The organism is Streptomyces sp. SirexAA-E, from assembly GCF_000177195.2.
Taxonomy (GTDB): Bacteria; Actinomycetota; Actinomycetes; order Streptomycetales; family Streptomycetaceae; genus Streptomyces; species Streptomyces flavovirens.
Window position 1 is genome coordinate 3,051,128 of record NC_015953.1, and the last position, 22,775, is coordinate 3,073,902.

General features: G+C 71.1%; 23 protein-coding genes. 7 read left to right on the forward strand and 16 right to left on the reverse strand.

The features are described from left to right. Positions 1 to 97: 97 nt before the first annotated feature. Entirely contained in the window at positions 98 to 2,026 is a 1,929-nt protein-coding gene (locus SACTE_RS13420; protein WP_014046572.1) for an AMP-dependent synthetase/ligase, read from the reverse strand. 108 nt (positions 2,027 to 2,134) lie between these two features. After that, positions 2,135 to 3,412: an acetyl-CoA C-acetyltransferase gene (locus SACTE_RS13425; RefSeq protein WP_014046573.1), complete on the reverse strand. Its 1,278-nt coding sequence runs from the start codon at positions 3,410 to 3,412 to the stop codon at positions 2,135 to 2,137. A gap of 75 nt (positions 3,413 to 3,487) precedes the next feature. Between SACTE_RS13425 and SACTE_RS13430 the strand changes: the two genes are divergently transcribed. After that, positions 3,488 to 4,807 (forward strand): 3-oxoacyl-ACP reductase, encoded by a 1,320-nt coding sequence (locus SACTE_RS13430; protein WP_014046574.1) that lies wholly within the window; start codon positions 3,488 to 3,490, stop codon positions 4,805 to 4,807. A 3-nt stretch (positions 4,808 to 4,810) separates the two neighbouring features. Beyond that, positions 4,811 to 5,665, forward strand: a complete 855-nt coding sequence (locus SACTE_RS13435) for a MaoC/PaaZ C-terminal domain-containing protein (protein ID WP_014046575.1) — start codon at positions 4,811 to 4,813, stop codon at positions 5,663 to 5,665. A 30-nt stretch (positions 5,666 to 5,695) separates the two neighbouring features. Here SACTE_RS13435 and SACTE_RS13440 read toward each other — a convergent pair whose 3' ends face one another. The 6 genes from SACTE_RS13440 to SACTE_RS13470 form a co-directional block, all read right to left on the reverse strand. After that, a complete protein-coding gene (locus SACTE_RS13440) occupies positions 5,696 to 6,316 on the reverse strand; it encodes a TetR/AcrR family transcriptional regulator (RefSeq protein ID WP_019993476.1) in 621 nt (206 codons plus the stop codon). Positions 6,317 to 6,753: 437 nt separating this feature from the next. Then, on the reverse strand, positions 6,754 to 8,106 hold the full coding sequence (locus SACTE_RS13450; RefSeq protein ID WP_014046578.1) for a dicarboxylate/amino acid:cation symporter: 1,353 nt from the start codon (positions 8,104 to 8,106) through the stop codon (positions 6,754 to 6,756). A gap of 444 nt (positions 8,107 to 8,550) precedes the next feature. Next, entirely contained in the window at positions 8,551 to 8,847 is a 297-nt protein-coding gene (locus tag SACTE_RS13455; protein ID WP_014046579.1) for a DUF4229 domain-containing protein, read from the reverse strand. A 159-nt stretch (positions 8,848 to 9,006) separates the two neighbouring features. Beyond that, a complete protein-coding gene (locus tag SACTE_RS13460; RefSeq protein WP_014046580.1) occupies positions 9,007 to 9,534 on the reverse strand; it encodes a GNAT family N-acetyltransferase in 528 nt (175 codons plus the stop codon). A gap of 150 nt (positions 9,535 to 9,684) precedes the next feature. After that, complete coding sequence (gene mqnE, locus SACTE_RS13465; protein ID WP_014046581.1) at positions 9,685 to 10,848, reverse strand: aminofutalosine synthase MqnE; 1,164 nt, start codon at positions 10,846 to 10,848, stop codon at positions 9,685 to 9,687. Positions 10,849 to 10,939: 91 nt separating this feature from the next. Then, positions 10,940 to 11,395: an Lrp/AsnC family transcriptional regulator gene (locus tag SACTE_RS13470; protein ID WP_014046582.1), complete on the reverse strand. Its 456-nt coding sequence runs from the start codon at positions 11,393 to 11,395 to the stop codon at positions 10,940 to 10,942. Between the two features lie 122 nt (positions 11,396 to 11,517). Between SACTE_RS13470 and SACTE_RS34390 the strand changes: the two genes are divergently transcribed. Then, entirely contained in the window at positions 11,518 to 11,661 is a 144-nt protein-coding gene (locus tag SACTE_RS34390) for a hypothetical protein (RefSeq protein ID WP_157839239.1), read from the forward strand. Between the two features lie 3 nt (positions 11,662 to 11,664). Here SACTE_RS34390 and SACTE_RS13475 read toward each other — a convergent pair whose 3' ends face one another. Beyond that, positions 11,665 to 12,345, reverse strand: a complete 681-nt coding sequence (locus SACTE_RS13475) for a UbiX family flavin prenyltransferase (RefSeq protein ID WP_014046584.1) — start codon at positions 12,343 to 12,345, stop codon at positions 11,665 to 11,667. Positions 12,346 to 12,458: 113 nt separating this feature from the next. On the opposite strand from SACTE_RS13475, the gene SACTE_RS13480 reads away from it, so the two are divergent. After that, complete coding sequence (locus SACTE_RS13480) at positions 12,459 to 13,058, forward strand: rhomboid family intramembrane serine protease (RefSeq protein ID WP_014046585.1); 600 nt, start codon at positions 12,459 to 12,461, stop codon at positions 13,056 to 13,058. Here SACTE_RS13480 and mqnP read toward each other — a convergent pair. Then, positions 13,048 to 13,953 (reverse strand): menaquinone biosynthesis prenyltransferase MqnP, encoded by a 906-nt coding sequence (mqnP, locus tag SACTE_RS13485; RefSeq protein WP_014046586.1) that lies wholly within the window; start codon positions 13,951 to 13,953, stop codon positions 13,048 to 13,050. The genes SACTE_RS13480 and mqnP overlap by 11 nt on opposite strands. Then, the gene (locus SACTE_RS13490) at positions 13,950 to 15,407 is read right to left on the reverse strand and encodes a menaquinone biosynthesis decarboxylase (RefSeq protein WP_014046587.1); all 1,458 of its coding nucleotides are present in this window, start codon (positions 15,405 to 15,407) and stop codon (positions 13,950 to 13,952) included. Before SACTE_RS13490 ends, mqnP begins: the two co-directional genes overlap by 4 nt. 89 nt (positions 15,408 to 15,496) lie before the next feature. Between SACTE_RS13490 and SACTE_RS13495 the strand changes: the two genes are divergently transcribed. Further along, on the forward strand, positions 15,497 to 15,904 hold the full coding sequence (locus SACTE_RS13495; protein WP_014046588.1) for a PLD nuclease N-terminal domain-containing protein: 408 nt from the start codon (positions 15,497 to 15,499) through the stop codon (positions 15,902 to 15,904). Between the two features lie 10 nt (positions 15,905 to 15,914). Here SACTE_RS13495 and SACTE_RS13500 read toward each other — a convergent pair whose 3' ends face one another. Next, complete coding sequence (locus SACTE_RS13500) at positions 15,915 to 16,355, reverse strand: MarR family transcriptional regulator (RefSeq protein ID WP_014046589.1); 441 nt, start codon at positions 16,353 to 16,355, stop codon at positions 15,915 to 15,917. 172 nt (positions 16,356 to 16,527) lie between these two features. Between SACTE_RS13500 and SACTE_RS13505 the strand changes: the two genes are divergently transcribed. Together SACTE_RS13505 and SACTE_RS13510 are read left to right on the forward strand one after the other, a co-directional pair. Continuing rightward, positions 16,528 to 17,223 (forward strand): type 1 glutamine amidotransferase domain-containing protein, encoded by a 696-nt coding sequence (locus tag SACTE_RS13505; protein ID WP_014046590.1) that lies wholly within the window; start codon positions 16,528 to 16,530, stop codon positions 17,221 to 17,223. After that, on the forward strand, positions 17,220 to 18,533 hold the full coding sequence (locus SACTE_RS13510; protein ID WP_014046591.1) for an aldehyde dehydrogenase family protein: 1,314 nt from the start codon (positions 17,220 to 17,222) through the stop codon (positions 18,531 to 18,533). The genes SACTE_RS13505 and SACTE_RS13510 overlap by 4 nt, the downstream gene beginning before the upstream one ends. 67 nt (positions 18,534 to 18,600) lie before the next feature. Here SACTE_RS13510 and ccsB read toward each other — a convergent pair whose 3' ends face one another. From ccsB to SACTE_RS13530, 4 genes are read right to left on the reverse strand one after another with little or no spacing between them, the layout of a single operon-like run. Beyond that, entirely contained in the window at positions 18,601 to 19,680 is a 1,080-nt protein-coding gene (gene ccsB / locus SACTE_RS13515) for a c-type cytochrome biogenesis protein CcsB (RefSeq protein WP_014046592.1), read from the reverse strand. Further along, the gene (locus tag SACTE_RS13520) at positions 19,677 to 21,365 is read right to left on the reverse strand and encodes a cytochrome c biogenesis protein ResB (protein WP_014046593.1); all 1,689 of its coding nucleotides are present in this window, start codon (positions 21,363 to 21,365) and stop codon (positions 19,677 to 19,679) included. Before SACTE_RS13520 ends, ccsB begins: the two co-directional genes overlap by 4 nt. A 6-nt stretch (positions 21,366 to 21,371) precedes the next feature. Then, the gene (locus SACTE_RS13525; RefSeq protein WP_014046594.1) at positions 21,372 to 22,136 is read right to left on the reverse strand and encodes a cytochrome c biogenesis protein CcdA; all 765 of its coding nucleotides are present in this window, start codon (positions 22,134 to 22,136) and stop codon (positions 21,372 to 21,374) included. Positions 22,137 to 22,140: 4 nt separating this feature from the next. Next, positions 22,141 to 22,746, reverse strand: a complete 606-nt coding sequence (locus tag SACTE_RS13530) for a TlpA disulfide reductase family protein (RefSeq protein ID WP_014046595.1) — start codon at positions 22,744 to 22,746, stop codon at positions 22,141 to 22,143. Positions 22,747 to 22,775: the final 29 nt, after the last annotated feature.

Genomic DNA, 22,775 nt, shown 5'->3' on the forward strand with positions numbered 1-22,775 from the left:
TGTAGCGCCGCACCCGGGGAGGCACAGGCCGCTCACCGTGCCCAGCACGATGAGCGGTACCCCGTACCAGGCGGCGGAGAACCGCCCCGCGCCGCCCCTACTTCCGGTACAGCGCCTCGATCTCCTCGGCGAAGTCCCGGGTGATGGCGTCCCGCTTCAGCTTCAGGGACGGTGTGAGGTGGCCGGCCTCCTCGGTGAACTCCTTGGGCAGCACGGTGAACTTGCGGATCGACTCGGCCCGCGAGACCAGCCGGTTGGCCTCGTCGACCGCGCGCTGGAGCGCCGTGTGCAGCTCGTCGTCGTGGACGAGTTCGCGGAGCGGGACGCCCTCCTTCTTCCGCATCCGGCGCCAGTGGGCGAGCCCGTCCGGCTCCAGGGTGATCAGTGCGCCGATGAACGGCTTGTCGTCGCCGACGACCATGCACTGGCCGACCAGCGGGTGGGCGCGCAGCCAGTCCTCCAGCGGGGCCGGGGTGACGTTCTTGCCGCCGGAGGTGATGAGGATGTCCTTCTTGCGGCCGGTGATCGTGAGGTAGCCGCCCTCGTCCAGCGCCCCCAGGTCGCCCGTGGGGAACCAGTCGTCCTCCAGGTACGGGACCGGCCCGCCGCGCTCGGCGTCCCAGTAGCCCTGGAAGACCTGGCCGCCGCTGAGCAGCACCTCGCCGTCGTCGGCGATCCGTACGGCGGTGCCCGGCAGCGGCCAGCCCACCGTGCCCAGGCGCGGTTTGAGGGGCGGGGTGACGGTGGCGGCGGCGGTGGTCTCCGTCAGCCCGTACCCCTCGAATATCTGGATGCCGGCGCCCGCGTAGAACGCCGCGAGCCGGTGGCCCAGCGGGGAGCCGCCGCAGATCGCGTACCGCACCCGGCCGCCGAGGGCGGCCCGGATGCGCCGATAGACCAGCGGGTCGTACAGGGCACGGGCGGCCCGCAGCCCGAGGCCCGGTCCGGGGCCGGTGCCGTGCTGGGCGGCCTCGACCGCCTCGCCGTAGCGCTGGGCGATGCGGGCCGCACGGTCGAAGGAGGAGGCGCGGCCCATCTTCTCGGCGGTGGCCCGGCCGGTGTTGTAGACCTTCTCCAGGACGTACGGGATGGCCAGCAGGAAGGTCGGCTCGAAGCCCGCCAGGTCCGCGAGCAGGTCCTCGGTGCGGATCGAGGGTGCGTGGCCGAGCCTGACCCTGGCCCGCATGCAGCCGATGGCGACCATCCGGCCGAAGACATGGCTGAGCGGCAGGAAGAGCAGGGTGGACGCCGGGTCCTTGGAGACGGACTTGAAGACGGGGTGGAGCAGTTCGATGGCGTTGTCGACCTCAGCGAAGAAGTTGCCGTGGGTCAGGACGCAGCCCTTGGGACGGCCCGTGGTGCCCGAGGTGTAGATCAGGGTGGCGGGGCTGTGCGGTTCCAGTGTGGCGCGGCGTGCGGCGACCACCGCGTCCGGGATGTCCTTGCCCAGCGTCTTCAGCCGGCCGATGGCGCCCGTGTCGAACTGCCACAGGTGGGTCAGCGAGCCGATCTGCTGCCGTTCCTGACTGACCAGCCTGCCCTGCTCCTTGGTCTCCACGGCGCAGGCCGCGGCCCCGGAGTCCTGGAGGATCCAGCGGGTCTGGAAGGCGGACGAGGTCGGGTAGACGGGCACGGTGACCAGCCCGGCCGCCCAGGACGCGAAGTCGAGCAGCGTCCACTCGTAGGTCGTACGGGCCATGATCGCGACCCGGTCGCCCGCCTGGAGGCCCTCGGCGATCAGGCCCTTGGCGACGGCCTGGACCTCGGCGGCGAAGTCGGCGGCGGTCACGTCCTGCCAGCCGCCGTCGGCCCGCTTGCGGCTGAGCACGGCCTCGGCCGGAGCCTCCCGCGCGTTGTCGAAGGGGATCTCGGCGAGCGAGCCGCGCCGGACGGCCGGCGCGAACAGGGGTACGGAGACCTCCCGCACCGTGCCGTCCGCCGCCCTGACCCGGGTCGGTTCGACCAGGACGGGGGAGGAGGGCGCGGCGGGGGTCGCGGATACGGCGGCAGAGGCGGGCGTGGACACGGGCGGCTCCTCGACATGGGATCCGGCGCCGGGCCCGTCCCTGGGCTCCGGCGCCGACGCGGGCTGCTGGGGCGTGCGTGTGCGGTGGAGAGGTGTTCCGGAGGGGCGTCAGGGGCGTTCGAGGATCGCCGTGACCCCCTGGCCGCCCGCCGCGCAGACGGAGATCAGGCCACGGCCCGGGGCGTCCCGCTCCGCGAGGAGCTTGGCGAGGGTGGCGACGATCCGGGCCCCGGTCGCGGCGAACGGGTGCCCGGTGGCGAGGGACGACCCGGCCACGTTGAGTTTGTGGCGGTCCACGGGGGCCAGGCCCTGCTTCTCCCAGGAGGCCAGGGTGGCCAGCACCTGGGAGGCGAACGCCTCGTGGATCTCGACGAGGTCGAAGTCCTCGATGCCGAGCCCGGCCCGCTCCAGCATCCGCGGTACGGCGTACGCGGGCGCCATCAGCAGCCCGTCCTCGCCGTCCACGTAGTCCACCGCGGCCGTCTCGTACAACGACAGGTAGGCGAGCGGCCGGTGGCCGCGGGCCTCGGCCCACCCCTCGCTCGCCAGCAGCACGGTGGCGGCTCCGTCGGTGAGCGGGGTCGAGTTCCCCGCGGTCATCGTCGCGTCGGGGTGGCCGGCGCCGAACACCGGATCGAGGCCGGCCAGTTTCTCGACGGTGGAGCCGGGACGGAGGTTCTGGTCGCGTTCCAGACCGAGGTAGGGGACCACCAGGTCGTCCAGGAAGCCGCGTTCGTACGCGGCGGCGAGCCGCTGGTGGCTGGTGGCCGCGAGCAGGTCCTGCTCCTCGCGGGCGATGCCCCACTTCAGGGCGGTGACGGCGGCGTGCTCGCCCATCGACCGACCGGTGCGGGGTTCGGCGTTGCGCGGGATGTCCGGCACGAGGTGGCGGGGGCGTACGGCCGCGAGCGCCTTGAGCCTGCCGCCCGCCGACGTCGCCCGCCGCGCCCGGAGCAGGATCCTGCGCAGCTGGTCGTTGACGCCGAGCGGGGCGTCGCTGGTGGTGTCCGCGCCGCCCGCGACCGCCGAGTCGACGGCGCCGAGCGCGATCTTGTTCGCGGCCGCGATCACGGCCTGGAGCCCGGTGCCGCAGGCCTGCTGGACGTCGTACGCCGGGGTGCGCGGGTCGAGGACCGAGCCCAGGACCGTCTCGCGGGCCAGATTGAAGTCGCGGCTGTGCTTGAGGACCGCGCCCGCGACGAACTCGCCCACCGACTCCCCGCGCAGACCGAAGCGTTCGGCCAGTCCGTCCAGCGCGGCGGTCAGCATCTGCTGGTTGGAGGCCTCGGCGTAGGGGCCGTCGGAGCGGGCGAACGGGATCCGGCTGCCGCCGATGACGGCGACCCGGCGCGGCTGCGGCAGTGGCAGGGGAATCAACGCGACCAACTCATCTCGACCTACTCCTGACCCTTGAGTAACCTTACTCAGGAGTAAATCTACGACCGAGCAGGAGTCTGGACAATGGCCGACCGCTATCTGCATCTGACCGGCACAGCCCCCGGCCGTTTCCTGACCCGCCGGCTCGGCCTGCCGCAGCCCGTGCGACTGCGCCGCTGGACCTTGGAGACACCCGCGCTCGACGGGCCGTTGCTGCACCTCACGGCCGGTGGGTCGGCCCTCGGGGCCTCGCTCGCCCCGGTGCTCGCCGCCACCGGTCTCCAGGTCACCGGACAGGCCGACCGCCCGGCGGGGATCGTCCTGGACGCGACGGGGATCACCACGGCGGCCGGACTGGCCGCAGTCCACGCCCGGTTGCACCCCGTCGTACGGTCGCTGGCCACGGGCGGCCGGATCGTCGTCCTCGGCACTCCGCTCTCCGCCGACGACCACCACCAGGCGGCGGCCCAGCAGGCACTCGAAGGGTTCGTGCGCTCGCTCGGCAAGGAGATCGGCCGGGGCGCCACCGCGCAGTTGCTGCGGGTGGTTCCGGGTGCCGCCGCCTCGGCCGAGTCCACCCTGCGCTTCCTGCTCTCCCCCCGGTCCGCGTACGTCAGCGGCCAGGTCGTCGAACTCACCGACGCCGCCCCGGACCCGGTCGCCGACTGGGCGGCCCCGCTGTCCGGGCGCACCGCGCTGGTCACCGGCGCGGCCCGCGGGATCGGCGCCTCGGTCGCCTCCGTGCTGGCCAGGGACGGCGCCCAGGTGATCTGCCTGGACGTGCCGCAGGCCCAGGAGGACCTGGTGCGCACCGCCGACCGGCTCGGCGCCACCGCCCTGCCGCTGGACATCACCGCGCCCGACGCGGCCGGACGCATCGCCGCCGCGGCCCCGGACGGCCTGGACGTCCTCGTCCACAACGCCGGCATCACCCGCGACCGGCGGCTCGCCAACATGCCGGCCGAACGCTGGGCCCAGGTCGTCGAGGTCAACCTCGACAGCGTCCTGAGGACGACGGACGCCCTGCTGAAGGCGGGCACCGTCAACCGCGGCGGCCGGATCGTCGCCACCGCGTCCATCGCCGGCATCGCGGGCAACAACGGCCAGACCAACTACGCGGCCAGCAAGGCGGGCATCATCGGCCTGGTCCGCTCCCTGGCGCCGCGCGCCGCCGCCGACCACGGCGTCACCGTCAACGCGGTCGCGCCCGGCTTCATCGAGACGAAGATGACGGCCGCCGTGCCGCTCTTCATCCGGGAGGCCGGCCGCCGGATGAACTCCCTCTCCCAGGGCGGCCTCCCGGTGGACGTCGCCGAGACCACCGCCTGGTTCGCCCAGCCCGCCTCCAGCGCCGTCAACGGCCAGGTCGTACGGGTCTGCGGCCAGAGCCTGCTGGGGGCCTGAGCCATGGCCGCCCTCGGCACGACCCTCCTGCGCGGGGCCGTCACCTCCCCCTTCAAGCGGGCGGGCCGCCCCGGAGCGTCCCTGCCCGCCACCCGCGAGGTGCGGCCCGCCGCGCCCGCCGCACCGGGCCCCCTCGCCACGTACCGGTCCGTCTGCGGCTTCACCGGCGCGGACAGCCTGCCGCTCACCTACCCGCACGTCCTGGGTTTCCCGCTCGCCCTGCGGATCATGACGGGCCGGGCCTTCCCGCTGCCGGTCCTCGGTCTGGTGCACACCTGGATCGAGATCACCCGCCACCGGCCGCTGCGGCCGACGGACCCGCTGGAACTCCGGGTGCGCGCCGTCGAACTGACGCCCCATCGGCGCGGCACCGAGGTCACGATGGCCACCGAGGCACGACTCGCGGGCGAGACGGTCTGGGAGTCACGCAGCGGCTATCTGTCCCGCCACCCCACCGACACGTCCGCCGCCACCGGGCCGCCCGCGCCACCGGCCCCGCGTGAGCTGCCGGCGGTCGCCGAGTGGCGGCTGCCCAGCGACCTCGGGCGCCGTTACGGCGCCGCCTCGGGCGACCGGAACCCGATCCACCTGCACCCGCTCACCGCCCGGCTGTTCGGCTTCCCCCGGCACATCGCCCACGGCATGTGGACGGTCGCCCGCTGCCTCGCGGAGGCGGAGAACGGACCGGCCTCGGGCCCCGGAAGGGGCGGGCGGGACGACATCCTCTCGGTACGGGCCGACTTCAAGGCCCCCGTCCTGCTGCCCGCCACGGTCACCTACGCGGCGGCGGGATCCGACTTCCAGGTACGGGGCGAGAGCCGCGTCCACCTCACCGGCAGCGTGGTCCGGGACGGCTGACCGCGCGATCGCGGGCCACCCGGCGGGCTCTCAGCCCTCGCGGGACTGCCAGCCGCGTCCGTGCATCAGATTCTCCAGGCCCGCCCAGGAGAAGTTCATCAGGGTGGTCGCCGCCTCCCTGGCCGAGACACCCGGGGTGACGTTCGCCCACCCGGCGAGCGCCTCCGCCGCCCCCACGAGCGCCTGCGCGAGCCCGGCCACGTCCCGGTCGGGCAGTGCGGGGTCGTGGTGGGCCTCGCGCGCGGCCGCACCGATCAGCTCCGTCACGAAGGCGACGATCTCCTCCCGCAGCACCGCGACCTCACCGACGAACGGCTCCCCCTGCGAGCGCGCCTGCTGGTGCAGCACCGCCCAGCCGTCCGGGTTCTCCGCGGTGTGCGTGAAGAACGCCCGCAGCCCCGCCCACAGTTGCCGGTCGGCCGGCAGCCCCGGCTCCACCCCGGCCCGGACCGCTTCCATCAGCGCCTGCGCCTCACGGCGGATGCAGGCGGTGAAGAGCTCCTCCTTGGAGTTCAGATACAGGTAGACCAGGGGCTTGGACACACCGGCCAGCTCCGCGATCTCGTCCATCGAGGCGGCCCGGTACCCGCGCTGCCCGAAGGTCTGCACCGCGGCGTCCATCATCTGCCGCTCCCGCACGGCACGCGGCATGCGTTTGCTCTTCACTGCACTCACGTCGGACTTCCTCCCGCCCCCGCCACTCCTCGTAAGCCTACGGCGCCGAGGCCCCGCACCTCACCGACCGGAGCCGTACCGATCCGTGGGTCCCCCAGGCCGGGCCACGGGAGCTGATGGTGTGCCGTCCTACCCGGCCCGCACCGGCGGACGGGAGCGCTCCCTACATGAGCACGGCCCGGCTGGTGCTGACGGCCGCCGGGCCGGGCTCCGCCTCCCCGACCGCGGTCAGCTCCCCGCGCACCCACGCCCGCACGGACGTCCCGGCGGTCCGGGCCGCTTCCCGCTCGTACTGCTCTCCCCCGGTTTCGGCGCTCCCGGACGGGCCCTCCCCCGGCCTCGACACACCGGAGCGCCCCCGGCCTGACGGGCCGGGGGCGCTCCGGTGGTGCGGGTGGTGCCGTACGACGGTGTCAGGCGGCGACGGGCACGCCCTTCGGCTCCGCGTCGTGTGCCTCGGGCTCGTCGACCGGGGAGGCCGACGCCGAGTTGTACGCGTCGTGGTCCAGGATCTTCTCCCGGGCCGAGACGAGCACCGGGACCAGCGCCTGGCCGGCCACGTTCGTGGCGGTGCGCATCATGTCCAGGATCGGGTCGATGGCGAGCAGCAGGCCCACGCCCTCCAGCGGGAGGCCCAGCGTCGACAGGGTGAGGGTCAGCATGACGGTCGCGCCGGTGAGACCGGCGGTGGCCGCCGAACCGATGACCGAGACGAACGCGATCAGGACGTAGTCACCGATGCCCAGCTGGACGTCGAAGATCTGCGCGATGAAGATCGCCGCCAGCGACGGGTAGATCGCTGCGCAGCCGTCCATCTTGGTCGTGGCGCCGAACGGCACCGCGAAGCTGGCGTACTCCTTCGGGACACCGAGGCGCTCGGTGACCTTCTGGGTGACCGGCATGGTGCCGACCGAGGAGCGGGAGACGAAGGCGAGCTGGATCGCGGGCCAGGCGCCCTTGAAGAACTGCAGCGGGCTGACCTTGGCGACCGTGGCGAGCAGCAGCGGGTAGACGCCGAACAGCACCAGGGCGCAGCCGATGTAGACGTCGGCGGTGAACGTCGCGTACTTGCCGATCAGGTCCCAGCCGTAGTCGGCGATCGCGTAGCCGATGAGGCCGACGGTGCCGAGGGGGGCGAGACGGATGACCCACCACAGGGCCTTCTGGAGGAGCTCCAGGATCGACTCGCTGAGGGTGAGGATCGGCTTGGCCTTCTCGCCGAGCTGGAGCGCGGCGATACCGGCGACGGCCGCCATGAAGACGATCTGCAGGACGTTCAGCTCGGTGAACGGCGTGATGACGTCCGTCGGGATGATGCCGGTGAGAAAGTCCAGCCAGGAACCCGCGTGCTCCGGCTTGGCGCCGTCCTTCGGGGTGAGGCCGGTGCCCGAGCCCGGGTTGGTGATCAGGCCGATCGCGAGGCCGATGGCGACGGCGATCAGCGACGTGATCATGAACCAGAGCAGCGTGCGGGTGGCCAGCCGCGCCGCGTTGTTGACCTTGCGCAGGTTGGTGATCGACACCATGATCGCGAAGAAGACGAGGGGCGCGACGGCCAGCTTGAGGAGCTGGACGAAGATGTGGCCGACCTTGTCGAGCGTGGTGTAGAGCCAGTCGATGTCCTGGCTGCGGGTGAGCCAGCCGAGCAGGACACCGAGGACCAGACCGGCGACGATCTGGATCCAGAACGGGACTCTGGGTATGCGGAAGCCGGAACCGGCCGGCTTGCCGGTTTCGGTCTCGGGGGACGCGGAGTTCGCGGACACGGACACACTCCTGGAAGGACGCAGCGGGACGCGGCGGGACGTACGGGACGGACGTACCGACGTGCGGTGGAACGGGGACGGGGATGCGGCGCCCGCGTCAGGGGCGGCGCCGCTGCATGATGCCGGTTCAGACGTTGCGGCAACAGACCGCGGACATACAGCGGCAGAGATCCACGTGCAGGCGCGCCACGAGCCGTGGGCTCATGGCGTGGTGGGTGCGCACTGCGGTGTTCATGGCGAACACGTTAACACTTGTACTTTGAGAACCTCAAAGGTCCGCTTGGGTCCCTTTCTGTCCGACTGGTGCTCCTCCGTGCCCGGGAACGACGAAACCCCGGTACCGGAGCGGGTGCTCGGGTCCGGGGCGCGTCCGCGTGGGACGGGGCTGTGAGGAACGTTACGGAGCGTGGGCCGTGCCGAGCGGCGTCGGCGGCGGCCCCGCGGCTACGGGGTGACGCCGTCCTCGCGGGTGCGGTTGGCGTCGAGCCTGGCCTTGGTCCGGTCGACCGTGGAGACGATCTGCTGGGACATCTCGTCGCGCTGCTTGCGCAGCAGGATGAAGCTGAGCGGAGCGGAGAGCACCAGGCCGAGGAGGATGACCCAGACGGCGTTGGAACCACCGGCACCGGCGGGCAGCAGCCCGAAGTGGACCGCCACACCGGAGACGAAGAAGCAGCCGACGAAAATCAGCAGACGCAACGCGGTGTACCGGATCGTTGCGCTCGGCTTGGCAGCGGACACGGCTTGCCTTCTCTCTACGTCCGACGTTTCTGCGGTCGTGCAGGGTGCGACTCTGCCCGACCAGTGAAGCATGCCCCGAATTCCGTCGGTTCCCAGGGCTCCCCTTCGGGCGGGGACGGGGCTCTCCCCGGGGCCCGGAACGCGCCCCGCACACCCCCGTTACCGGAAGAGGGGGAGCAGCATGATGACGTCGTCCCGGTAGTCGTCCTCGGCCACCCGGATGGCGTCCGGGACCCGGCCGACCTCCTTGTAGCCGCACGAGGCGTAGAAGCGGTCGGCGCCCGTGCCGCCGCGGCAGGTGAGCCGGACGGCGTCGATGCCGTCGATCGCGCGGGCGGCGTCGGCCGCCGCCGCCATCAGCGCGCGGCCGTGCCCCTTGCCCTGGTGGCGGGGGTGGACCATCACCGTGTACAGCCCGATCCAGTGGCGCATCAGCCGGTGGGTGTTGTGGGTGAGGAAGGCGGTGGCGGCGACCACGCCGTCCTCGTCGCGGCCGACGACGAGCCGGGTGCGGCCCTCCACCATGCCCGAGAGGTGCTTGACCAGCTCCGGACGGATCTCGTCCGGCGTCACCGGCGGCAGGAACCCGACGGCCCCGCCCGCGTTGGTGACATCGGCCCAGAGCGTGGTGATGCCGTCCCGCAGCGCGGGGTCGAAGGCGGGATCCACTTCAAATGTAAGAGCCATGTCGGCAGATTAGCTATTACCGCCATGGGTCGGCAAACCTGTTCCGACACGCGGGAAAGCCCCGCTCCGGGCGGTGGACACCGCGGGGCGGGGCTCTTCGGCCCTTGCGGTTCCTGGCGGCCGAGGGCGGCCAGGCGACCCGGGGGTGGGTCAGACGCGCATCGGCTGCGGCGACTCGCGCCGATCCGCGTCCGGGCCCGGGTACTCGCGGAGGATCTCGTACCGGGTGTTGCGCTCCACGGGCCGGAAGCCCGCGTCCCGGATGAGGTCGAGCAGGTCCTCACGGCCGAGCTTGTTCGGCGTGCCGTAGTCGTCCGCGTCGTGCGTGATCTTGTACTCGACGACGGAGCCGTCCATGTCGTCCGCGCCGTGCTGGAGGGCGAGCTGCGCGGTCTGCACCCCGTGCATCACCCAGAACACCTTGACGTGCGGGACGTTGTCGAAGAGCAGCCGCGAGACCGCGAAGGTCTTGAGCGCCTCCGCGCCGGTCGCCATCGACGTCCGGGCCTGGAGGGTGTTGCGGACCTTGCCGTCCTTCATGTCCACGAAGTCGTGCTGGTAGCGCAGCGGGATGAAGACCTGGAAACCGCCGGTCTCGTCCTGCATCTCGCGCAGTCGCAGCACGTGGTCGACGCGGTGACGGGGCTCCTCGATGTGCCCGTACAGCATCGTCGCCGGGGTCTTGAGCCCCTTCTCGTGCGCGAGGCGGTGGATGCGCGACCAGTCCTCCCAGTGGGTGTTGTGGTCGACGATGTGCTGGCGGACCTCCCAGTCGAAGATCTCCGCGCCGCCGCCGGTCAGCGACTCCAGGCCGGCGTCGATCAGCTCGTCGAGGATCTCCGAGGCCGTGAGCCCCGAGATCGTCTCGAAGTGGTGGATCTCCGTCGCCGTGAACGCCTTGAGCGCCACCTCCGGCAGGGCTTCCTTCAGCGCGCTCAGGGAGCGCGGGTAGTAGCGCCACGGGAGGGTGGGGTGCAGGCCGTTGACGATGTGCAGCTCGGTGAGGTTCTCGCCCTGCATCGCCTTGGCGAGGCGGACGGCCTCCTCGATCCGCATCGTGTACGCGTCCTTCTCGCCCGGCTTGCGCTGGAACGAGCAGTAGGCGCAGGACGCGGTGCACACGTTCGTCATGTTGAGGTGGCGGTTGACGTTGAAGTGGACGACGTCGCCGTTCTTCCTCGTCCGCACCTCGTGGGCCAGCCCGCCGAGCCAGGCCAGGTCGTCGGACCCGTAGAGCGCGATCCCGTCCTCGCGGGTCAGCCGCTCGCCGGCCCGGACCTTCTCCTCCAGCTCGCGCTTGAGTCCCGCGTCCACTAGGGCGCCTCCCATATCTCTACGTAACAGACTCCGGCCAACCGTACTCCCCCGGCCTCCGGCCCTCCGCACCCCCGTCCGCAGGTCGGCGTCACACCTCTTCGGGCAGCTCGCCGACCCTGTTCTCCCACTTCGTGGAGAGCACCACCGTCGTACGGGTGCGGGAGACGCCCTTGGTGCCGCTGAGCCTGCGGATCGTCTTCTCCAGTCCGTCCACGTCCCCGACCCGCACCTTGAGCGTGAAGGAGTCGTCGCCGGCGATGAACCAGCAGTCCTCGATCTCGGCGAGGTCCTTGAGCCGGTGCGCCACGTCCTCGTGGTCGGCGGCGTCGGAGAGCGAGATGCCGATGAGCGCGGTGACGCCGAGCCCGAGTGAGGCGGCGTCGACGGTCGCGCGGTAACCGGTGATGACACCGGCGGATTCCAGCCGGTTGATGCGGTCGGTGACGCTGGGCCCGGAGAGCCCCACGAGCCGCCCCAGCTCGGCGTACGAGGCCCTGCCGTTCTCTCTGAGTGCCTGGATGAGCTGCCTGTCCACCGCGTCCATGTGACTGAGACCTTCCATTATTCAGCAGTACCGCGAGTTTACGTGTAGAATCTAAGGCACAACAGGGTTCGCACCCTGCGAATCTTTCCGAGCAATCGAAAAACGCTTTCGAATCTTCAGGAGTGACTGACACCGTGTACACGATCGAGATGGCCTACGCCCGGATGCGCGAGCTGCAGGATCTGGCCAACCGCTCGCGTGCCCACCAGCCCGCCGCCCACCGCGTCGACAAGACCCGCGCACCGCGCACCGACAAGAGGCGCTGACCCTCAGGCCCTCTCACGGGAGCCTCCACCGAGCTCTCCCTCCCAGCGGCGGTACAGCCGGTGCGGCACCCCCGCCGCGTCCAGCACCCGCCCGGCGACGAAGTCCACGAGGTCCTGGATGTGCGTCGCCCCCGCGTAGAACGCCGGAGAGGCGGGCAGCACCACGGCGCCCGCCTCGTCGAGCGCCACCATCTGCTTCAGCGTCTGACCGCTGAGCGGTGTCTCGCGCACGGCGACGACCAGCGTGCGGCGCTCCTTGAGCGTCACGCTCGCCGCCCGTTGCAGGAGATCCTTCGAGAGTCCCAGCGCCACCCCGGCCACGCAGGCCGTCGACGCCGGCACGATCAGCATCCCCTTGGCCGGGTACGACCCCGACGACGGCCCGGCCGCGAGATCACCCGCGACCCAGTGCCGCACCCGCTCCAGCGCGCCGCCCCCCACGGCGAACGTGTCCGGCTTCCCGTCCGCGCCCCGCGCCAGCCAGCTCCGCAGGTCCTCGCGCCAGTGCGCGTCGCGGAAGGCGATCCCCGTCTCGTCCAGCAGCGTCAGCCGCGACGCGCGGCTCACCACCAGGTCGACGCTCTCCCCCGCGTCCAGCAGCCCCCGCAGGACGGAGGCCGCGAACGGGGTACCGGAGGCGCCGGAAACCCCGACAATCCAAGGCCGGCGCTGCTGCTGACTCACTGAAGTCCCGGAATCCACACCGGCGAGCCTATCCGGCGGACGCCCGTCGGAACCGAGCCAGGGGCTCCGTACGTTGCAACGGATGAAGCAACAGGGGTCGACAGGGGGTGACCATGACCGCACGCACGACCACCACCGCACGGGCCGTCACGGCCGGGGCGGTCATGCTCGGCTGGGTGGCGCTGCTGTGGGTGCTGGAAGGCATCGACACGCTGACCGGCCACCAGCTGGACACCTACGGCGTCTCCCCGCGGGAGGCCTCGGAGCTTCGGGACGTCGTGCCGTCCGCCTTCCTGCACGCCGGCTGGGAGCACGTCGCCTCCAACAGCCTGCCGCTGCTGGTCCTGGGCTTCATAGCCGCGCTCGCCGGCCTCCGCAGATTCGCCGCCGTCGTCCTGACGGTGATCGTGACGGCCGGTCTGGGCGTCTGGTTCACCGCGCCGGCCGGCACCGTCACGCTCGGCGCGTCGGGGGTGGTCTTCGGCCTCTTCGGCTATCTGCTGGTCCGCGGCTTCGTCGACCGCCGCCCGCTCGACGTCGTGGTCGGCCTGGTCGTCGCCGCGCTCTACGGCTCGATCCTGTGGGGCGTCCTGCCCACCGACTCCGGCATCAGCTGGCAGGGCCACCTCTTCGGCCTGCTGGGCGGCGTCCTGTCCGCGTTCCTCTACCGCCGCCCGCGCCGCCCGGTCACCGGTCCGCACGTCACGGTGTGAGACCGCGCACCAGCAGGTCGAGCAGCGCACAGGCGAACAGCGCTATGCCGATGAAGCCGTTCACCGAGAAGAACGCCCGGTTCAGCCGGGACAGGTCGTGCGGCCGCACCACCCGGTGCTCGTACACGAACGCCACGGCGACGATCACCATGCCGATCCAGTAGAAGAGCCCCGCCCCGGTCGCCAGACCGAACCACACCAGCATCCCGGTCGTCACGGCGTGGCAGACCCGCGCGCCCCACAGCGCCGCCGGGATGCCGAAGCGCGCCGGGAAGGACTTGACCCCGTGGGCCCGGTCGGCCTGCACGTCCTGGCAGGCGAAGATCAGGTCGAAGCCGCCGATCCAGATCCCGACGGCCAGACCAAGGATCACCGCCTCCCACGACCAGCTGCCGGTCACCGCCAGCCAGGCGCCGATCGGCCCCATCGCCTGGGCGACCCCGAGGATCGCGTGCGGGAAGTTCGTGAACCGCTTGCCGTAGGGATAGACGACCATCGGCACCACCGCTACCGGCGCCAGGGCCAGGCAGAGCGGGTTGAGCAGGGCGGCGGCGCCGAGGAACACGACGACGGCCACGAGCGCGCCGGTCCACGCCGACTTCACGGACACCGCCCCGGTGACCAGTTCCCGGCCCGCGGTGCGCGGGTTACGGGCGTCGATCTCCCGGTCGATGATCCGGTTCGCCGCCATCGCGAAGGTGCGCAGCCCGACCATGGCGACGGTCACGAGCAGCAGCGTGCCCCAGTGGATGCTCTCGTCCGCCCGGAACATGGCGGTGAGCGCGGCGATGTACGCGAAGGGCAGCGCGAAGACCGAGTGCTCGATCATGACGAGCCGCAGGAACGCGCGGGACTTGCTGCGCGGCTGCGGCACAGCGGCGGCTGAGGCGCTCACAGGCCGTACTCCTTCCAGCGGCGGTCGACCTTCGCCGCCGTCTCCGGGTCGGACTCGACCATCTCCGGCCAGCCTCCGTCCCGCGTGTACCCCTCCTCGGGAAGCTTCCGCGTCGCGTCGATCCCCGCCTTGCCACCCCAGAACTGCTGGTAGGAGGCGTGGTCGAGGTGGTCGACCGGTCCCTCGGTGAGCAGCAGGTCCCGGGCGTAGTCGGTGTTGCCGAGCGCCCGCCAGGCCACCTCGTGCAGGTCGTGGACGTCGCAGTCGGCGTCCACGACGACGATCAGCTTGGTCAGCGACATCATGTGCGCCCCCCAGATGGCGCTCATGACCTTCTGGGCGTGCTTGGGGTACTTCTTGTCGATCGAGACGATCGCACAGTTGTGGAAGCCGCCGGCCTCGGGCAGGTGGTAGTCCACGATGTCCGGAATGATGATCTTGAGCAGCGGCAGGAAGAACCGTTCGGTGGCCCGTGCCAGCGGCCCGTCCTCGGTCGGCGGCCGGCCGACGACGATCGACTGGAGCAGCGGCCGCCTGCGCATGGTCACGCAGTCGATCGTGAGCGCGGGGAACAGTTCCTGCGGGGTGTAGAAGCCGGTGTGGTCGCCGAACGGCCCCTCGGGCAGCATCCGGCCGGGCTCCAGCCAGCCCTCCAGGACCACCTCGGCCTGCGCGGGCACCTGGAGCGGCACGGTCTTGCAGTCGACCATCTCGATCCGCTTGCCCTGGACGAACCCGGCGAAGAGGTACTCGTCGATGTCGCCGGGCAGCGGCGCGGTGGAGGCGTACGTCACGGCGGGCGGCGCCCCGAAGGCGATGGCGACCGGCAACCGCTCCCCGCGCTTCGCGGCGACCTGGTAGTGGTTGCGGCTGTCCTTGTGGATCTGCCAGTGCATGCCGATGGTGCGCTTGTCGTGGCGCTGGAGCCGGTAGAGCCCGAGGTTGCGGATGCCCGTCTCCGGGTCCTTGGTGTGGGTGAGGCCCAGGTTGAAGAAGGAGCCGCCGTCCTCGGGCCAGGTGAAGAGCGCGGGCAGCCGGTCGAGGTCCACGTCGTCGCCGGTCAGCACCACTTCCTGCACGGGCGCGCTGTCGGACTTGACCTTCTTCGGCGGCAGGTGGGCCACCGAGCCGAGCTTGCCGAACGCCTCCCGGATCCCGACGAAGCCCTGCGGCAGCTCGGGCTTGAGCAGACCGCCGATCTTGTCGCCGATCTCGGCGTAGGACTTCAGCCCGAGCGCCTTGAGCAGCCGCCGGTCCGTCCCGAAGACGTTCATGGCCAGAGGCATCGACGCCCCCTTGACGTTCTCGAACAGCAGGGCGGGCCCGCCCGTCTTGTTGACCCGGTCGACGATCTCGCCGACCTCCAGGTGCGGGTCGACCTCGGCCTTGATGCGCTTGAGATCGCCCTCGCGCTCCAGGGCCCGGAGCAGGGAGCGAAGATCGTCGTAAGCCATACAGGCAAGTATCGGACACCCGCTACCCTGGGCCCATCACCGGGGGCGGTCCGTGCGCCCCGTCACCTCACCTCGGGGGATCTTCCACGATGCTCAGGGCCCTGATCTATCTTCTGCCGCTGGCGCTGACGATCTTCGCGTTCATCGACTGCCTGAACACCCCGGAGGACGAGGCGAAGCACCTGCCGAAGATCGCCTGGGTCTTCATCATCCTGCTGTTCTGGATCGTCGGGCCGATCGTCTGGCTGGCCGCCGGCAAGGTGCGCCACGCGCCCGCCGGAGGCCGTACGCCCTCCGAGTGGCACCGCGGCCACCGCTCCACCTGGGTGGCGCCCGACGACAACCCGGACTTCCTCAAGTCCCTCAAGGACGAGAACAAGAAGGACGAGTCCGCCCTCAAGGACTGGGAGGCGGACCTGCGCCGCCGCGAGGAGGAGATCAGGCGCCGCGAGGGCAACGCCGGGCCGGAGGACTCCGCCCCGCCCGCCACCTCGTGAGCGCCTGAGGTCACGACGACAGCAGCTGCCCCAGCCGGTTGAGCAGGGGCAGCAGCGCGGTGCGCTCCTGGGGGGTCAGGGCCTCCAGGGCTCCGTGCACCACCCGCATCTCGGCGCGGATGCGACGCGCCAGCTCGGTGCCCTCCGGGGTACGGGCGGCGACCTTGGAGCGGCGGTCGTCGGGGGACGGCGTACGGGTGACGAGGCCCCGTGACTCCATCCGCCCGATCAGCCCGGTGGCGTTGGACGCGTCGCACACCAGGTGATTGGCCAGGGCACTCATGGGCATGGGTTCAGTGAGGGCGATCAGCGCCCGCGCCTGTGAGGTGCTGAGACCGTGACGGGCCGCGACCGCGGTGAGGTCGTCGTGATGGCCGCGCACCACGACCGCGAGGGGTTCCAGCAGTTCGTCCGGAGTAGGGACGGCGCGGGGTGCCGGTTCCGTCGTCATGGTCGGCCATCCTTCGATCGGCAGGCGTGATCCGGAGACGGGAGCGGTCTCCGCCACGCACCCGCATTCATTTGACATGCTCAACTTTTGGCAGTTACATGAATCGCATTGCTTGATGATATCAAGCTTCGCTCACCCACAGCATCTTCCGTCTCGTAGGGAGCACCCCCCCATGCCTTCCGTACTCTTCGTCCTCAGCGGCGCCGACCACTGGACCCTCAACGACGGCACCGCCCACCCCACCGGCTTCTGGGGCGAGGAACTGGCCGCCCCCCACCGCGTCTTCGCCCAGGCCGGTTACGACATCACGATCGCCACCCCCGGCGGCGTCGCCCCCACCGTCGACGTCGGCAGCCTCTCCGCCCAGGCCAACGGGGGCCAGGACCAGGCCGACGCCGTCGCCTCCTACCTCGCGTCGATCGACGAGGCGCTCCGCATCCCCGCCCGGCTGGAGGACGTGGTCCCCACCTCGTACGACGTGGTCTTCTACCCCGGTGGCCACGGCCCGATGGAGGACCTGGCCACCGACCAGGCGTCCGGGCGGCTGCTCACCGCGGCCCTGGACGCCGGCACGCAGGTCGCCGTGTTGTGCCACGCCCCCGCCGCCCTGCTCGCCGCCCGCCGCGAGGACGGCAGCTGGCCCTTCGCCGGCTACCGCCTGACCGGCTTCAGCAACGCCGAGGAGACCGAGGCCGGACTCGCCGACAAGGCGCCCTGGCTGCTGGAGAGCCGGCTCGTGGAGCTGGGCGCCCAGTACTCCGCCGGGGAGGCATGGGGGCCGTACACGGTGCACGACCGCAATCTGCACAGCGGCCAGAACCCCGCCTCCTCCGAGCAGCTGGCGCACGAGATCGTGGGTGACCTGTGACCGCCGCCGCCACCCCGGCCGAGGTCGTCGCCCGCCTCCGCGCCGCCTTCCGCACGGGCCGCACCCGGGACCTCGACTGGCGCACCGACCAGCTGAAGCGGCTGCGCGCCCTGCTCACCGAGGGCGGTGACGAGCTGGCCGACGCCCTCCACGCGGATCTCGGCAAGAGCCGCAAGGAGGCCTACCGGACCGAGATCGACTTCACGGTCCGGGAGATCGACCACACCCTGGAGCGCCTGGCGGGCTGGCTGGAACCCGCGCCGGCCCCCGTACCGGACGTCCTGGCCGGGGCCTCGGCCCTAACCGTGCAGGACCCGCTCGGGGTCGTCCTGGTCATCGCGCCGTGGAACTACCCGGTGCAGCTGCTGCTCGCGCCCGTCGCCGGTGCGCTGGCCGCGGGCAACACCGTGGTCGCCAAGCCCAGCGAGCTGGCGCCCGCCACCTCCGCCGCCCTGGCCCGGCTGATTCCGCGCCATCTGGACCCGGACGTGGTCGCCGTGGTGGAGGGGGCGGTGCCGGAGACCACGGCGCTGCTGGCCGAACGCTTCGACCACGTCTTCTACACCGGCAACGGCACGGTCGGCCGCATCGTGATGGCCGCCGCGGCCAAGCACCTGACCCCCGTGACGCTGGAACTGGGCGGCAAGTCGCCCGCGTTCGTCGACCGCGGCACGGACCTGGGGACGGTGGCCTCCCGCCTGGTGTCCGGGAAGTTCCTCAACACGGGCCAGACGTGCGTGGCGCCCGACTACGTCCTGACCGATCCGGAGACCGCGCCCGCCCTCACGGACGCGCTCGCCGCGGCGGTCGAGGAGCGGTTCGGCCCGGACGCCTCGCAGTCGCCGGAGTACGGCCGCATCGTCAACGAGCGCCACTTCGACCGGCTGGTGAAGCTCCTGGACTCCGGCCGTACGGTGACCGGCGGCGCCCACGACCGCGCCACGAAGTACATCGCGCCGACCGTGCTCGCCGATGTCGCCCCCGACTCACCGGTGATGGGCGAGGAGATCTTCGGTCCGATCCTGCCGGTCCTCACCGTGGACGGGCTCGACGAGGCCATCGCCTTCATCGACGGCCGGGACAAGCCGCTGGCCCTGTACGCGTTCACCACCGACCCCGCCGTACGCGAACGGCTGCTGACCGAGACCTCTTCGGGCGGGGTGGGCATGGGGCTGCCGCTGGCCCATCTGACGGTGTCGGACCTGCCGTTCGGCGGGGTCGGCGAGAGCGGCATGGGCAACTACCACGGCCGGTACTCGCTGGAGACCTTCAGCCACCGCAAGGCGGTCCTGGACGTCCCGCTCGGCTGACCCCCGGTACGACGACGAGGGCGCGACCGCTGTTCCGCGGTCGCGCCCTCGTCGTCGTACGAGCCGGTCAGACTCCGGCGTAGGAGTGCTTGCCGGTGACGAAGATGTTGACGCCGTAGTAGTTGAAGAGCCAGCAGCCGAAGGCGATCAGCGCCAGGTAGGCGGCCTTGCGGCCCTTCCAGCCGGCCGTCGCGCGGGCGTGCAGGTACGCCGCGTACGCGACCCAGGTGATGAAGGACCAGACCTCCTTGGGGTCCCAGCCCCAGTAGCGGCCCCAGGCGTCGCCCGCCCAGATCGCGCCCGCGATGATCGTGAACGTCCACAGCGGGAAGACGGCCGCGTTGATGCGGTACGAGAAGGTGTCCAGGGACTTGGCGGCCGGCAGCCGCTCCATGACGGAGGTGGCGAACCTGCCGGGCGTCCCACCGCTCGCGATCTTGCTCTCGTAGTTGTCGCGGAAGAGGTAGAGCAGTGTGCCGACGGCCCCGAGGTAGAAGACGGCGCCGCAGATGATGGCGGTGGAGACGTGGATCCACAGCCAGTAGGAGTGCAGCGCGGGCACCAGCTGGTCGCTGTCGGTGTAGAGCGTGGTGGTGGCGATCCCGAGGTCCAGCAGGACCGTGGTGACCAGCAGCAGCCCGATCCAGCGGACGTTCTTCCGCAGGGCCAGCAGGAGCAGGTACGCGCCGACGGCCACCGTGGAGAAGGTGATCGAGAACTCGTACATGTTGCCCCAGGGGGCCCGCTGCACCGACAGGGCGCGTGCGACGACGCCGCCCGCCTCGACGGCGAAGGCGAGGACGGTCAGGGAGATCGCGATGCGTCCCCACAGGTCGCCCTTGAAGGTGCCGCCGGCCGCCCCGGGGCCGTCGGGCACGTCACGGGTCCCGGCGGCGGACCGGGTGACGACCTTGGGGCGGTCCAGCACGGCGGTGCCGCCCTGCTGGGCGACCTGCGCCTTCGCCGTGGAACCGGTGGCCGAGTCCCGCTTCAGCGCGGCGGCCGTGCGGCCGACCTTGCTGCGGCTGCCGAAGATCCATTCGGCGATGTGCGCGAAGAAGGCCAGGGTGTAGACGGCCATCGACGAATAGATGAGCACATTGCTGGTATGTGCCAGGTTCTCGTTGGTTGCGGCGGCGAGATTCACTTCTCAGCCCCTTCGGCAGGTTCTTCGGAGGGTGGTTCGGGCTCGGGGTCGGGTGCGGTGGGTGCCACGGTGTGGAGCGCGACCGCGAGATCGGCCAGCTCCTCGGGAAGCTTCGCGGACTCGCTGCGGCCCAGACCGGCCATCTCGACGACGGTGACCCCGTCCGCTCCCCGTACGGCCCGCACCCACACACGGCGGCGCTGGATGAAGAGCGATCCGGCCAGTCCGGCGATGGCGGCCACGGCGCCGGTGAGCGCCCACCCGCTGGCGGGCTGGCGGGAGATCTGGAAGCTGGCCCACTCCTCGACGCCCTCGAAGGTGACCGAGCCCGCGCCGTCCGGCAGCTTCATGGTCTCGCCGGGGCGCAGTCGCTGCTTGAGCTGGTCGCCGTTGCTGTCCTTGAACTCCGTCATCTTGGACGGGTCGAGCTGGTAGACGTTCTGCGGGAGCCCGGAGTCGACGCCGAGGCTGCCGTAGTAGCCGTTGAGCGCGAGCACCGGATAGTCGAGGGCGGGGAACTGCGAGAACATCGTGCCGCTGCCCTCGCCCGCGAAGGTCGGGACGAAGAACGCCTGGAAGCCCAGCTGGGTCTTCTTGCCGTCGGCGTCCCGGTAGCCGTCCATCACCTTGATCGCGCCGGTGGAGGTGACGTTGTTGTCCTGGGGCAGCAGCGGTACGGCGTTGCGGTAGACCTCCTTGCCGTCGCCGTCCTTGACGGAGATGACCGGGGCGTAGCCGTGGGCGTTGAGGTAGACCTTCGTGCCGTCCACGACGAGCGGCTTGTTGACCTCGACGACCTTCTTCCTCGGCTTCCCGTCGGCGCCCTCGGAGTACGTCACGTGGGCCTCGTAGGTGCGGGGGGTGCCGCGCTGGGGGCCGTTGCGCTCGTACGTTCCCTTGAAGTCGTCGAGGTCGAAGCTGAAGGGGGTGAGGTCGTCGTTGTCGAAGAGCGAGCCGGACTTGAAGTTGTCGTACTGGGTGAGGGTGTTGGAGAACCCGTCCCCCTCGACGATCAGCTTGCCGCCCTCGGACTTGAAGAGCTGTCCGCAGGCGAAGGCGACGAGCATGACGATCAGCGCGATGTGGAAGAGCAGGTTGCCGGCCTCGCGGAGGTAGCCCTTCTCGGCGGCCACCGCGTCCCCGGCCTCGTGCGAGCGGAAGCGCCGCTTGCGCAGGAGGGCGAGGGCGGCCTCGCGGACCTGCTCGGGCTCGGCCTCGGTGCGCCAGGTGGTGTACGCGGGCAGCCGGGTCAGCTTCCGGGGGGCGCCGGGCGGGCGGCCGCGCAGCTGGCCGACGAACTGGCCGGTGCGCGGGACGATGCAGCCGATCAGCGAGATGAACAGCAGGATGTAGATCGCGGAGAACCACACCGAGCTGTAGACGTCGAAGAACTGGAGCTTCTCGTAGACCGGGCTGACGGTGGTGTGGGCGTCCTTGAAGGTCTGCACCTTCAGTTCGTCCACGCTGTTCTGCGGGATCAGCGAGCCGGGGATGGCGCCGAGCGAGAGCAGGAAGAGCAGGATCAGGGCGACCCGCATCGAGGTGAGCTGCCGCCAGAACCAGCGGGTCCAGCCGATGACGCCCATCGCGGGCACGGAGGAGGCGGACTCTTCGCGCGGGGCGGTGGAGAGCTGCTCCCCGGCCTTGCCGAGGTCGCGCTCGTCCGTGGTGTTCAGGTTGCTCATGAAAACTCAGATCCCCACAGTGAAGCCGTCGGACCAGACCCGCATCTCCTGGATGAGCGTGTCCCAGGCGCCCGTCAGCAGGAGTACCCCGGTCACGATCATCATGCCGCCGCCGATCCGCATGACCCACGCGTAGTGGCGCTTGACCCAGCCGAAGGCGCCGAGTGCCTTGCGGAAGGCGACCGCCGCCAGGACGAAGGGGACGCCGAGCCCGACGCAGTAGGCCACGGACAGGACGGCTCCGCGTCCGGCCGTCCCCTGCTGCATCGCGAGCGCGGTGACCGAGGAGAGGGTCGGGCCCAGGCAGGGGGTCCAGCCGATCCCGAAGAGCGCGCCGAGCAGCGGCGCGCCCACCAGACCGGTCACCGGTTTCTTGTGGATGCGGAACTCGCGCTGCGTCATCCACGGCATCAGGCCCATGAAGAAGACCCCCATGAGGATCATCAGGACGCCGAGCACCTTGGTCAGGACGTCGCTGTGCTCCATGAGGTTCTGGCCGAAGTAGCCGAAGAGCGCGCCGCCGGAGACGAAGACCAGGGTGAAGCCGAGCACGAAGAGCGAGGCGCCGGCGACCATCCGGCCGCGCCGGGCGTCGGCCAGGTCGGTGCCGCCCACCCCGGTGACGTAGCTGAGGTAGCCCGGCACCAGGGGCAGGACGCACGGCGAGAAGAAGGAGACGAGTCCGGCGAGCAGGGCGATGGGCAGGGCGACCAGGAGGGCCCCGCTGAAGACCGTCTCGTTGACACCGGTGGACGCGGCGAGCTGGAGCACGGGGTCACTTCTCCGCGATGAGCGGGTCGATCATCTCGTGCAGCTTCTCCTCGTCGAGGGCACCCAGCTTGCGGGCGGCGATCTTCCCGTCGCGGTCTATGACCACGGTCGAGGGGATCGTCTGCAGGTTCAGGGTGCCCTTGGGGAAGCGGAGGATGAGCTTGCCGGTCGGGTCGTAGAGGCTCGGGTAGGTGACGCCGTAGTCCTGCTCGAAGCTGACCGCCAGGGACTTCTGGGTGTCCCGGGTGTTGATGCCGACGAACTGGACGTCCTGGCCCTCGGTCTCCTTGGCGACCTTCGCGAAGTACTTGGCCTCCAGGCGGCAGGGGCCGCACCAGGAGCCCCAGACGTTCAGGACGACGACCTTGCCCTTGTAGTCGGCCACGTCCAGCTGCTTGTCGTCCAGGGTGGTGCCGTCGAGCTTCGGCGCGGCGGTGCGGTCACCCTTGGCGACGGTGGAGATCCCGCTGCTGGCGGTGACGAAGTTGGTGTTGCCGCCGCCGCCGGACTTGACGCCGTCGTCCGAGCACGCGGACAGCGTCAGGGCACCGGCCACCGCCGTGGCGGCGAGCAGGGTGAAGCGGCGTCGGGGTACGCGGCCAGAGCTCATGTGAAAAGTTTCGCATGGCAGTTCCGGGG